Below are 12268 nucleotides of genomic sequence, written 5' to 3' on the forward strand. Positions count from 1 at the left end.
GATTACTCCTCCTTTAAAGCCAGTTGGGTGTCTGGAGCCAGTGCTGGCGCAGTATCCAGGCGTAACTGCATGCCTTGTGTTGGATATTCAAGGGCAGAAGTAATAAGCTGCTCTCCGTCAATTAACCCCTCCGTGGCCACGGCATATCCGTCTACTTCGCGGATCACGGTGACAGGTTTAAAGGTGAGTTTTTGATTTTGGTCAAGCAGTGCAACCTGACCGTCGCGGATCAGGTGGCGGGGGATACGCATTGCATTACTCACGGATATCCCCTCGATTTGTGCCGTCAGATAGGTACCAAAGCGCAACGGCTGAGCGTGATCCGCATAGGGCGTGTCGACCTGAGCAACCAGGTAGGTCATCCGACTTTTGTTGTCGACAACCCCTTCGCTGCGCACAATCTTGCCTTGCCAGGTAACCGCTTGTCCCGCAATCTTGGCTGACAAAGAGACATTGGCTTGCAGGCCGTTGTTACGTAAATATCTTAGCTCGTGGTCCGCAACGGGCAGCCGGATCTCGGCAACAGAGGTTGCGTTGAGTACACCCAAAGTACTGCCCGGGTTTACAACGCTGCCCAGACTCAATGAGCGGCTGGTAATGATGGCATCATAAGGCGCCTTGATATAGGTGCGCTCCAGATTGCGTTTTGCTCGTTTTACGCTGGCCTGTGCGGCTTTAAAACGCGCCAGTTTCTCGGCCAGCTGAGGCTTGCGCAGATACAGCTCTGAAGGAATGGTCGACTGAGCATTGTCTTTGATGCGCTGCCATTCTGTTTTGGCTACATGCGCCTGTGCTTGTTCAATTTCCAGCGCTGAATGCGCCTGAGCCAGACTGGCTTCGGCTTCAATTAACGCCGCTTCATAATCATTGGGGTCAATGCGAGCCAGCGTTTCCCCCTGGCTGACAAATCCGCCTTTCACAAACTTGTCTGACAGCGCAATGAGCTGGCCGCTGACCTGAGCGACTAACTCAGTGCTGTACTTAGGGGTGACGAGCCCGTAAGAGTCCACCATAAGTTGCATTGGCGCCATATCTACTGGCTGTACTTCAACCAAAGGATGAATGACTTTCTCAGGTTTTTCTTCGGGCGGTTGCTTCATTGCCGAAAATGCAAAAGCGGTGGCCAGGCCACCGAGTAGCACCGCAACGGGTAATAGGATTTGTTTTTTACTAGCCACGAGTTATTCCTTCCATCAATAACGGTTGAATCGATTTCTCTAACCTGGTTAAGGATACGCGAACAGATGTGTCTAGGTGTTTTAATCGTTTCAAATAATGTAACAAGGCATTGCAATGATGTCTGAATACATACTTCATAGTGTTTTAGCATGGGTGTTTTCAGACGTGTATTGGCGTATAATTGCCTGCTTTATTCACTAAAACCAAATTATGAAGGGTCAGATGGAGTGTCGATTAGGCTGCGGCGCATGCTGCATAGCACCAAGTATCAGTTCGCCAATTCCGGGCATGCCGCAGGGCAAGCCTGCGGGTGAGCGCTGTATACAACTGAATGATGACAATCTGTGTAAGTTGTTTGGCGACCCGAGTCGGCCGAAAGTGTGTGGTGACTTTGTGCCCTGTGAGGATGTGTGTGGTTCAGACAATGAACAAGCCATGTGGCTGATCACTGAGCTTGAACATTGCACCTAGCCGGTAACCCACAAACGGTGAACCCTGCCGCTTTTTCTTCTTCTCGTAAAGTTAAGACTTCGAACCCGCTTGGTGTAACCAAAATAGTATGTTCCGCCTGAGCGGACAATGTGCGGTCCCGGGTAACCACGGTCCAGCCATCGTTAAGTGTTTTAACTCTGTGACTGCCCCGGTTGAGCATAGGCTCAATAGTAAAGGTCATGCCGGGTAAAAGTGTCAGCCCGGTACCCGCACGACCAAAATGTAAAACCTCGGGCGGTTCGTGCATTTGGGTGCCAATGCCATGGCCACAATATTCCCGCACAACGCTCAACTCCTTTAGCCGGGCATAGTCCCCAATTGCCTGGCCAATATCTCCCAGCGTCGCGCCAGGCTTGACTTGAGCTATGCCGCGCCATAATGCGGTATTAGTGTCATCAACCAGTGCGCGAGCATTCTCGCAGACCTTAGGCATTACGTACATTTTACTGGAATCGGCAATATAGCCCTGATGTTTCAGGGTGATATCAATATTCAGAATGTCTTGGTCCGCAATGACACATCTTGCGCTGGGCATACCATGGCAGACCACTTCATTAACGGAAGTATTGATAGCGTAGGGGTATCCATATTGCCCTTTACTGGCGGGCGTTGCACCCAGTACATCGACAATATAGTGCTCCACAAACTGGTCGAGCTGTAGGGTTGTGACGCCAGGCTTAACCTGCTCATCCAGCGCCTTAAACACCTGAGCCAGCAGCGCACCAGAATCCCGCATGCATGCAATCGCGGCATTATTTTTTATCGTGACCTGAGTCAATGGTGTCACTCCTTGTGTGATTAAGTTGTTGTCTGATCAATTGCGCAAAGGTCATATCTGGATTCAGCGCGACATGACCTGACTTGCCTGCCGAAGCTCCTCGTGTAATTCCTCTGAAATTTTAACTATGCCCATCAATATATATTTAATATGCAAACCATATATAAATCATATGGTGGTATGTTGTTATGATCAAGATCTGGCTTGCGCAAAGCATTGTTTGTGATAACAGGCGTACACTGGTGCTCGCTTTGCAAAAAAATCAGAAAAGTGAGGGTGCCCTGGCAAGCCGACAAAAGTGGATCAGGTTATACCAATTTGCTTAATTAAGTGTTCTATTTTGAGGCGAGAAAATAGGGTCGATAACACCGCTCACGCGTCCTGCTATCGCTGAGGTACCTACATCCATGTAGGCAAGGCAAAAATGTCGCTATTTAGTTGTTCTAAATAAGAAATTTTTAACGCCGTTGGCGCCATATTTGCTCCGTCACATTGAACAGGTATTAAGTGAAATGGGTATTATCTGATGTGGATAAAAAAACGCCCGACTCTGAGTGAGTCGGGCTTAGGGAAAGGCTCAATTCTGGAGCCATGCGCTAACTTAAAAACACCTTCTAATTACAAGGGAGAAGTAGAAAGTCATTTAAGTGTAGCTAAGGCTTCATAAAATTTACAAACATTTGAAATATTAATTATCCTATTAAAAACAATAGATTGTCTTCATATAAATGAATCGTCTTAAAATTATCAAAACCTTTTGTTCAGGTTATACCCAAGTTATTAACTGGCCATTTAGCACTAAGTCGCGGGGCAGCTTGTTCTTGATTTTGCCCTTCTGCCACTTGCCAAGCCCAACTGGTGCGTCACATAGCGTAAGTATTACCTCACCTTGTGCAGGACCAGTAGCATCGAGACGAATGTCCTGTCCCTGAAAGTAAGCTTTTGCCTGAGTGGGATCCAACGCAAAAACATTGCTTGTGGCCATATGGCCCAGGCAGGTTGCAAATTCGTGCTCAAGTTTGACACCATTTTTGTGCGTTGTAGCGACTTTGATACCAATGCGAGAGTATTTAATTTTTTCCGCCAGCGCGTCCATGTTTTGCGGAAAGAGCCATAACTCTTTATCTCTGCTCATCAGTTGTCCTGGCAGCGATGCTATCCCAAACTGTTGCCTGACACTCACTTCAAATGCTTGCAGGTCTTTCTTAGCACAAGGTGAAAAGGGGAATTGTCCTTTCTTAGTTTTTTGTTGTGGGTTTTCGACACTGCCGGTTTTTTTGAACTTGGCGATGAAAAAGCCTTCGCTGTCGTAGATTTGTGGCCAGACATGCAGGTAGCCTTGCTCCGTTGCGGCTCTATCGGCCTCTGGGAACAGATCATGGAGTGAAATGATCTCGACATCTCCCGGGAAGGCGTCGAGCAGATGATCGCAGATCTGTTGGTTTTCCAGTGGGGTCAGGGTACAAGTCGAATACACCAAAGTACCGCCGGGTTTAAGGGCCATAAAAGCACTGTGGATCAGCGTTTTTTGTACTTCTGCAATGTCCTGATTGGATGCCAGCGACCAGTTTTTGAGCGCGTCTGGGTCTTTACGGACCGTCCCTTCGCCAGAGCAAGGGGCATCCAGTAAGATATGGTCAAAGCTCTCATACATATAATCGCCAAACACCTGACCATCAAAATGAGACAGGGCACAATTGGCAACGCCCATGCGTTTGAGGTTAGCGGCCAGTGTTTTTAATCGGGAGGAGGATAACTCGTTGGCAACCAGAACCCCCTGATTCTCCATTAAAGCGGCCAGCTGAGACGTTTTTGAGCCTGGCGCGGCGGCCATGTCCAGCACCTGATCTCCCGAAGTTAGCGAAGTGGCCAACGCCATGGGAGGCAGCATGGAGCTGGCTTCTTGCACATAGATACAACCGCTAAGGTGCAGCGCCGTGTTTCCAATAGGCAGGTTGGCTTCTTCGTCAGCCGGGCGGGTAAGCCAGTAGCCTTGTGCGCACCAGGGGATAGGCTCAATGTGCCAGTTCAGTTTTGCGGCCTCGTGTTCAAATGCCTGTTGCGACATCTTCAGAGTATTGACACGGACTGCGCGTCTCAGGCCGCTGCGACAGCTGGCAATAAAGTCGTCCATCGTCAGATGCGCCGGAATGTAGCTGGCGACATCAGCAATAAATTCATCGGGAATATAGGTTTTGTTGTCCAAAGTCATTATCTCTTGCACTTTATCTGACTAGTTTACCACTAATTGACATCACACGGGGATAGACTCTCCCCAACAGGCTATATTCCATGTAGCAACCGAAGACTGGCCTATTTATCTTGAATATACGAAAAAACATATATAACATATTTCGTATGTTTTATTCTGTGGTGCCAGCAACACCCTGAGCGCTGTCCGAGCAGATCCAGTGTAATTAACAAAAAGGCTATTTATATGACTATCAAAGTAGGTATTAATGGGTTCGGGCGTATGGGCAGATTAACCATGCGCGCACTTTGGCAAACGGCAGATATCGAAATCGTACACATCAATGATCCGGGTGGTGATGCCCATACACTGGCGCATCTTATGAACTTTGACTCAGTGCACGGCAAGTGGGAATGGGAAGCTGAAGCCAGTGATGAAAACACTATGGTGATTGCGGACAAACGTATTGCTGTGACACAGCAAACACGCACAGAAGCAATAGACTGGTCTGGCTGCGATTTAATCGTGGAAGCCAGTGGCAAGCTGAAAAGTAAAGAAAAGCTGGCAGGTTACTTTGAGCAAGGTGTCAAACAGGTTGTGGTCACTGCACCGGTGAAAGAAGAGGGCGTGCTGAATGTGGTTATGGGCGTAAACCAGCAGCTGTTCGAGGCACAGGCACACTCAATTGTGACAGCGGCATCGTGTACGACGAACTGTCTGGCGCCGGTTGTTAAAGTATTGCAGGACAACATTGGCATCAAGCATGGGTCGATGACCACAATTCATGATATCACCAACACGCAGACCATCATTGATGCGCCCCATAAGGATCTGCGCAGAGCGCGCTCCTGTGGCACCAGTTTAATCCCGACGACGACCGGCTCAGCAACCGCCATTACACATATTTTCCCGGAACTCAAAGGCAAGCTCAATGGCCATGCCGTGCGCGTGCCACTGACCAATGCGTCGATCACAGACTGTGTGTTTGAAGTCAATCGCGAAACCACAGTGGAAGAAATCAACAGCTGGATGGAGCAGGCGGCTCAGGGAGAGCTTGCCGGTATTCTGGGCTATGAAACCCGCCCTCTGGTGTCTGTTGACTATAAAACCGACCCTCGCAGCGCCATTGTGGATGCGTTATCGACTATGGTGGTAAACGGTACTCAGGTGAAGTTGTACGTCTGGTATGACAACGAGTGGGGCTACGCGAATCGTACCGCTGACCTGGTGCGCTATGTGATTGCACAGCGCTGGGGGTAAGGCGTGTTGCAGCAGTTATCCGCGCCCATTAAGCAGTATCTGGTTATCACAGGCAACTATTGGTCGTTTACACTGACTGATGGCGCACTGAGAATGCTGGTGGTGCTGTATTTCCATCAGCTGGGTTACAGTCCCATAGCCATCGCGTCGTTGTTTTTACTTTATGAAGTATTTGGTGTGGTGACTAACTTGGTTGGCGGCTGGTTGGGTGCCAGAATGGGCTTGAACAAGACCATGAATGTGGGGTTGTTTTTGCAAATTGTCGCACTGCTTATGTTAGCCGTGGATCCACAATGGCTCAGTGTTGCTTATGTTATGGTCGCTCAGGCCTTATCCGGCATCGCCAAAGATCTCAATAAAATGAGTGCCAAAAGCGCCATTAAGTTGTTGGTGCCAAAAGAGCAAGATGGCGTACTTTTTAAGTGGGTTGCGATACTGACGGGCTCTAAAAACGCACTTAAAGGGGTCGGGTTTTTCCTGGGCGGATTATTGCTGACACAGCTGGGTTTTCAGGGTGCATTGTGGTTTATGAGTTTGATGCTGCTGGTAACCTGGGTACTCAGTTTAATATTACTCAAGCAGGATCTGGGCAAGAAAAAACACAAGCCCAAGTTCTCAGAGATGTTTTCGACTAGCAAGCAGGTTAACTGGCTGTCGGCTGCAAGGTTATTCTTGTTTGCCTCCCGGGATGTGTGGTTTGTGGTGGCATTGCCTGTCTACCTGGCCAGTGTGTTTGGCTGGGATCACTGGTGGGTTGGCGGATTTATGGCCAGCTGGGTGATTGCTTATGGGCTGGTGCAGGCCAACGCGCCCAAGCTTTTAGGCAAGCAGCGCTCGAGTAGTCAGCAAGCCTTAGTATGGGTTGCCGTGCTGACTCTGTTACCTGCGCTAATTGCCCTGGCATTGTGGTCGCAGTGGTATGTACAAGTGTCGATTGTGGCGGGTTTACTGATATTTGGCGCCGTGTTCGCCGTGAACTCTTCTCTGCACAGTTTTTTGATTGTGCATTTTGCTGATGAAGATGGGGTGTCGATGGATGTTGGTTTCTATTACATGGCCAATGCGATGGGTCGCCTTGCGGGAACCATATTATCGGGCCTGGCTTATCAATATGGCGGGCTAGTTAGCTGCTTGCTGATATCCAGTGTTTTACTCATGCTTGCGACTGCACTTACGTATGGGCTGCAACGCCACACTCGGTAGGCTTGTAAAAGTAAGACAAACCAAGAGGTTTGTCTTACTTTATGAGCGCATTGAGCTGCTTATGGCAACTTAAAGCTCGCGGTGATTTGCTTGAGCTTTCTTGACTGTTTATCCAAATCCAGGCTGGCACTGGCCACCTGATCTGCGCCTGCGGCGTTATCCAGTGCAGCTTGTTTAATAGCGTCAATATTGTAACTGATCTCTTCCGTGGTTGAGGTCTGCTGATGTGCTTCCTGAGCGATACGTTTTGCACTTGCCGAAATTTCCTGAATTTGCTCGACGCTGGTTTGCAGGCTGGCAGCACTATCGTTGGTTGCTGAGATGGATGCCTGAGCAACTTCGGCAGACTGATGCATTTTATCAACCGCTTGTGCGGTGGCACTTTGTAGCTCCTGGATCATGGTCTCTATGTCACCGGTAGACTGCTGAGTTTTGTAAGCAAGCTGGCGAACTTCGTCTGCAACGACGGCAAAACCACGGCCATGCTCGCCAGCTCTGGCTGCCTCTATGGCGGCATTGAGCGCCAGCAGGTTGGTCTGCTCGGTAATAGCCTGGATCACCTCAATCACTTTACCTATGTTCTGAGCCCCTGATTCTACGTCTTTGATTGCTCGCTCAGAGTCGTTGATCACCTGATCGAGAGTCGTCATTTTAGAAACACATTCCGCCAATGTCTGGCTCGCGGCCTGAGTGCTTTCTTGTGTGTCGACACTGAGCGCTGCAACCTGATTGGCGCTATTCGCAACACTTTCGACAGACTGAGCAGTGGCGGCAATGGCCAGGGCGACTTGCTCAATGTTGGCATGTTGCTCCTGCAAGCTGGTGTTGGCCTGCTCACTGGCTGCACTGGTCTGGCTGGCCGTAACGGCAAGCTGAGAAGTCGTTTCACTGATTGTCCCAATCACGCCGGTGAGATAGCTGGTCATTTGCCTCATAGCGCCATATACGCCGGTCACATTGGTGTCCTGGCTAAAATCCTGGCGTAAATCACCTGAAGCAATACGCTCACTGATATCGCGCATCGTGCTGGGCTCTCCACCGAGTGGGCGAAGGACCGAGCTGGCGATCAACCAGGTTGCCACACTGATTGCGATAATTGCAATAGCACCTATCAGGGCAATAAACCAATACAATTGATAAATTGGCGCAAATGCCTCTGCTTTGTCAATCTCACTCAGTAGCACCCAGTTTAGGCCAGCAAATTGAAATGGCATATAGGCCGACAAAACGGGGTTACCATTGTAATCAATGATCAGTTCTGTCTCAGAAAAGCCCTGCAGGCCACGCCTGACTGCATAGGTATCTACACCATTACGCGCGACTGAGCCGGCAAAACTGGCTGTTACACTATGCGCTGTAGGGTCCAGGTAGGAGTCGGAACGCATTCTTAAATCTGAGCCCACCAGATAGGATTCGCCCGTTTCGCCCATACCATCACGTTGTTGCATAATGTCGTTAATCGTATCTATGGCGATTTGTAACGCAACAATGGAGTGAATTTGCCCGTCAACCTGAACAGGCACGCCGATAAATGCAGCGGGCTCGTTATTACTCGGAGCGTATTGTTGATAATCTGTGATAGAAAACTGACGACCATTGAATGCGTTGCGAAATAGCTGAGCAAGTCCTGAATCGCGATAAGGCCCGGTTCTTAGGTTGGTCTGATAGTCACTCTCTTTAGCGACGGTATAGCTAATAAAACCGTTAGTCTCGATGATAAACAGGTCATAAAACCCTTTTTGCTCGATAAAATGCTTGAACAGAGCGTGATTATCTTGGGCAAGCTCAGCTGTGCCTGAGCGAGTCTTTGCGCTGGCTATTTGCTGCCATTGTGCAGCGATCAGGCTCAGATCTGCCTTACGAGCCTTGAAATAATCGTCGATTTGACGGTGTTTGATGTGTTTGATGGAGGTCAGCTGGTTATAAGCCTGACGCTCTAAAGCATCTGATGCGGTAATTAAGGATGTGATTGCCATAAACGCAGCGGGCAGCAAGCCAACGAGCATGAATGAAATCAGCAAACGGAGTTTGGTGGACATGGGTTACCTGACTTAAGGTTGTTTTGCTAAATGCAATTAAAAATGATTATTATCACGCATTGTAAACAAAAATCCCTTTAGTGGGAACTATCGCACCCTAAAAGTTAAAAAAAAGAAACAAAGTTCTTATTTTTCGCTTGCGACAAATTTGCTGACAGTACGTAATGTGATTGCGTATGGTTGGATCTGCGGTGGCAGAAACCGGGTGCAGGCGCACCCGGCAGATAATTTAACTGAGTTCTATTGCCTGGATCTGAACTGTTTGCTCGTCTTCATCTTGCTCAGCGTTTGCAGGAGCGCTTGGAAACTCTGGCTTATCGAGCGCAATATCGCCCCCATCAATAACATCGTCTTTTTGCAAAGCACGGAAATCGAATAAAGCATGATCTGCCAGGTGCGAGGGCACGACGTTTTGCATGGCAGTAAAAATGCTCTCAACTCTGCCCGGGTGAGTGGTATTCCACTCATTGAGCATGGCTTTAACATGCTTACGCTGCAAATTTTCTTGTGAGCCACACAAGTTACAGGGAATGATTGGGAATGCCTGACTTTGCGCATAATGTGCAATGTCGGCTTCTTTACAGTAAGCCAGCGGGCGGATCACCATATGCTGACCATCATCGCTCATCAGCTTAGGTGGCATACCTTTTAATTTGCCGCCGTAAAACATGTTCAAAAACATGGTTTCAATCATGTCGTCTCGGTGGTGCCCCAGCGCAATTTTGGTTGCGCCCATTTCTTTGGCCGTACGGTACAAAATACCGCGACGCAAACGAGAGCAAAGAGAGCAGGTGGTTTTACCTTCCGGGATCTTATCTTTGACGATTGAATAGGTATCTTCTTCGACGATTTTGTATTCTATGCCGAGGGTATCAAGATACTCAGGCAGAATATGCTCTGGAAAACCCGGTTGCTTCTGATCCAGGTTGATGGCGAACACGTCGAACTTAATGGGAGCAACGCGCTGTAAGTGTTGCAGCACGTCCAGCAAAGTATAACTGTCTTTACCGCCAGACAGGCAAACCATTACGCGGTCGCCTTCCTCGATCATATTAAAATCGCCTACAGCCTGACCGGCCAGCCTTCTTAAGCGTTTTTGCAACTTGTTCAGGCTATATGCTTGCTTTGCTTCTTGTGAGTGAGACACTCGCCCCCCTATATAAAAATGACGGCAAAAATAAATAAGGGCGCATTATACCGCCAGACCAGTAAACTGCAATATTAGCGGTGTGATTATGAACAGGCAAAAAGAGGAAAGGATCGGCACCTGTTCGGTGCCGATAATGGTATTGGACTTATTCTGCTAGCGGGCTTTTGTAACCGTCAGGTTTAAGGGCCAGTACGTCGCAGTCCAGGCTGTCGATGACGTGCTCTGCCGTGTTACCAACCAGTGCTGCACTGAGACCTGTCCGTCCAACGGTACCAATCACAACCAGCTCGGCATTTTTTTGTTTCGCAATATGCGGGATCACATCCTCTGGTAAGCCTTCCTTAATCACACACTGGCTGTCGCTCAGGCCAAATCGCTGCGCCAGTGCCCAGGTTTCGTCTTCGTGATGCTTCTTCACCGCTTCATTGTATTGAGACGGGTTAAACTCAGGGATCTCAATGGCGATGTTCACTGGTGTTGCCGGGTAAGTGTTAACCAGGCTCAAAGAGGCGTTGGCAAGCTCACATAAAAACTGTGCGTCTTTGATAATACGATTGTTCAGCGCCTGATGCTGTTCGTCATCACTGACCGCATTGACTGCCGCGAGTATTTCGCCTTTTTCCGGCCAGGCATGATCTTTGACCAATAAGACCGGGGCCGGGCACTTTCTGATCAGGTGCCAGTCTGTCGGTGTAAAAATCACAGACTTAAGGGTGTCATGTTGATGAGTTGCCTTAATGACGAGATCAAATTCTTGTTCGAGTACCGTTTTGATGATGGCTTCATAAGGCCGGTTATGCCACACCACTTTGGTTTCGATTTCAATGTCTTGATAGCCACTGGTGAGTTCTGAAATCCAGGCTTCACGGTCCTTAATCACCGCTTCTCTCATCGCTTCACGTTCTTCCCGCGATAACATCGTCGTCATCTCGTAAGAAAAATCATAAATGGATAAAAAGGCGGTGATTTTTGCGCCTGTTTTTTGCGCCAGACTGATAGAACGATCCAGACTGTTCTGTTGTTGTTTGGTCGGATCTATGACGGTGAGAATGCGTTTGATTTGTTCCATAATGGGCTCCTTAATCTTGCACGGACGATTTCAACTCTGTTTACAGTGTAATCGAAATCGCCGTGGGATAAAGCAAAAGTGAGCCGTTAATTGCCTTAGATCAAAGAGAAATTGCGGCGGCTTTGGCCAGTTCATCAATATCCAAAATGGTGATGAATTTGCCTTCTACTTTAATGATCTGTGCTTTTTGAAAGCGACTCAACAGGCGGCTGATGGTTTCAACGGTCAGCCCCAGATAATTGCCAATTTCGCCTCGGGTCATGGTAAAGCGGAACTCTTTACGCGAGAAGCCCCGCTCGCCAAAGCGGTTCGACAGGTTGTAGATAAAAGTGGCCAGACGCTCTTCAGCTGTTTTCTTGTTCAGCAACAATAACATTTCCTGATCGTAGTTAATCTCGCTGCTCATCAGGCGCATGATCTGCTGTCTGAGCTTTGGTAGCTTACCAGCCAGCTCGTCTAAGGTATCAAATGGGATTTCGCAGACCATAGAGGTTTCCAGTGCCTGAGCAAAACTTTGGTGCTGCATTTTATTTATGGCATCAAAGCCGACTAAGTCACCGGCCAGGTGAAACCCAGTGATCTGTTCATCACCTTGCTCTGAAATCGTGTAGGATTTAAAGGACCCAGAGCGCACCGCAAAGATTGCGTTGAGCTCGCTACCGGACTCGAACAAAAAGTCCCCCTTGTGCAGAGGTTTTTTACGCTCGATGATTTCATCCAGCTTATCCATTTCACTGCCGTTTAAAGAGAAGGGCAGGCATAATTGGCTGATACTGCAGTTGTTGCAGCTGATAGTACATTGACTTTTTGAACGATTATTTAAATCCATAACAAATCCGTTATCTATGACGCACGTTAATGACATTCTATTAGATGCGGCCATATTTTAATACTTGAACTTTGCGAT

The 12268-nt window shown here is 48.4% G+C and carries 11 protein-coding genes; 3 read left to right on the forward strand and 8 right to left on the reverse strand.

Going from position 1 to position 12268, the window contains the following annotated elements; genetic code table 11:
• Nucleotides 1-2 precede the first annotated feature (2 nt).
• A complete protein-coding gene (locus L1285_RS11970; protein ID WP_235412509.1) occupies nucleotides 3-1178 on the reverse strand; it encodes an efflux RND transporter periplasmic adaptor subunit in 1176 nt (391 codons plus the stop codon).
• A 223-nt stretch (nucleotides 1179-1401) separates the two neighbouring features.
• On the opposite strand from L1285_RS11970, the gene L1285_RS11975 reads away from it, so the two are divergent.
• A complete protein-coding gene (locus L1285_RS11975; protein ID WP_442960494.1) occupies nucleotides 1402-1650 on the forward strand; it encodes a YkgJ family cysteine cluster protein in 249 nt (82 codons plus the stop codon).
• Here L1285_RS11975 and map read toward each other — a convergent pair.
• From map to rsmF, 3 genes are all read right to left on the reverse strand, one after another.
• A complete protein-coding gene (gene map / locus L1285_RS11980) occupies nucleotides 1625-2449 on the reverse strand; it encodes a type I methionyl aminopeptidase (RefSeq protein WP_235412511.1) in 825 nt (274 codons plus the stop codon). The genes L1285_RS11975 and map overlap by 26 nt on opposite strands.
• Before the next feature lie 63 nt (nucleotides 2450-2512).
• Entirely contained in the window at nucleotides 2513-2584 is a 72-nt protein-coding gene (locus L1285_RS23965; RefSeq protein WP_442960498.1) for a TA system antitoxin ParD family protein, read from the reverse strand.
• A gap of 631 nt (nucleotides 2585-3215) precedes the next feature.
• Nucleotides 3216-4655, reverse strand: coding sequence for a 16S rRNA (cytosine(1407)-C(5))-methyltransferase RsmF (gene rsmF, locus L1285_RS11990; protein WP_235412690.1), 1440 nt, complete (start codon nucleotides 4653-4655; stop codon nucleotides 3216-3218).
• Nucleotides 4656-4886: 231 nt separating this feature from the next.
• Here rsmF and L1285_RS11995 point away from each other — a divergent pair, with 231 nt between their 5' ends.
• Both L1285_RS11995 and arsJ read left to right on the forward strand, forming a co-directional pair.
• On the forward strand, nucleotides 4887-5900 hold the full coding sequence (locus L1285_RS11995; protein ID WP_235412512.1) for an ArsJ-associated glyceraldehyde-3-phosphate dehydrogenase: 1014 nt from the start codon (nucleotides 4887-4889) through the stop codon (nucleotides 5898-5900).
• Between the two features lie 3 nt (nucleotides 5901-5903).
• The gene (gene arsJ, locus L1285_RS12000; RefSeq protein WP_235412513.1) at nucleotides 5904-7103 is read left to right on the forward strand and encodes an organoarsenical effux MFS transporter ArsJ; all 1200 of its coding nucleotides are present in this window, start codon (nucleotides 5904-5906) and stop codon (nucleotides 7101-7103) included.
• Between the two features lie 59 nt (nucleotides 7104-7162).
• Here arsJ and L1285_RS12005 read toward each other — a convergent pair whose 3' ends face one another.
• The 4 genes from L1285_RS12005 to L1285_RS12020 form a co-directional block, all read right to left on the reverse strand.
• On the reverse strand, nucleotides 7163-9142 hold the full coding sequence (locus L1285_RS12005) for a methyl-accepting chemotaxis protein (protein ID WP_235412514.1): 1980 nt from the start codon (nucleotides 9140-9142) through the stop codon (nucleotides 7163-7165).
• A gap of 229 nt (nucleotides 9143-9371) precedes the next feature.
• A complete protein-coding gene (gene ttcA, locus L1285_RS12010) occupies nucleotides 9372-10289 on the reverse strand; it encodes a tRNA 2-thiocytidine(32) synthetase TtcA (protein WP_235412515.1) in 918 nt (305 codons plus the stop codon).
• 148 nt (nucleotides 10290-10437) lie between these two features.
• Nucleotides 10438-11361, reverse strand: coding sequence for a universal stress protein UspE (gene uspE, locus L1285_RS12015; RefSeq protein WP_235412516.1), 924 nt, complete (start codon nucleotides 11359-11361; stop codon nucleotides 10438-10440).
• Between the two features lie 100 nt (nucleotides 11362-11461).
• On the reverse strand, nucleotides 11462-12190 hold the full coding sequence (locus L1285_RS12020) for an FNR family transcription factor (protein ID WP_235412517.1): 729 nt from the start codon (nucleotides 12188-12190) through the stop codon (nucleotides 11462-11464).
• Nucleotides 12191-12268: the final 78 nt, after the last annotated feature.

It is taken from the genome of Pseudoalteromonas sp. DL2-H2.2, from assembly GCF_021532535.1.
Taxonomy (GTDB): Bacteria; Pseudomonadota; Gammaproteobacteria; order Enterobacterales; family Alteromonadaceae; genus Pseudoalteromonas; species Pseudoalteromonas rubra_A.

Excerpts from the sequence above, each read along its gene's own strand:
- L1285_RS11975 (WP_442960494.1), top strand. The coding sequence starts at position 1,402 with ATGGAGTGTCGATTAGGCTGCGGCGCATGCTGCATAGCACCAAGTATC.
- L1285_RS11995 (WP_235412512.1), top strand. The coding sequence starts at position 4,887 with ATGACTATCAAAGTAGGTATTAATGGGTTCGGGCGTATGGGCAGATTA.
- L1285_RS12005 (WP_235412514.1), bottom strand. The coding sequence starts at position 9,142 with ATGTCCACCAAACTCCGTTTGCTGATTTCATTCATGCTCGTTGGCTTG.
- uspE (WP_235412516.1), bottom strand. The coding sequence starts at position 11,361 with ATGGAACAAATCAAACGCATTCTCACCGTCATAGATCCGACCAAACAA.
- L1285_RS12020 (WP_235412517.1), bottom strand. The coding sequence starts at position 12,190 with ATGGATTTAAATAATCGTTCAAAAAGTCAATGTACTATCAGCTGCAAC.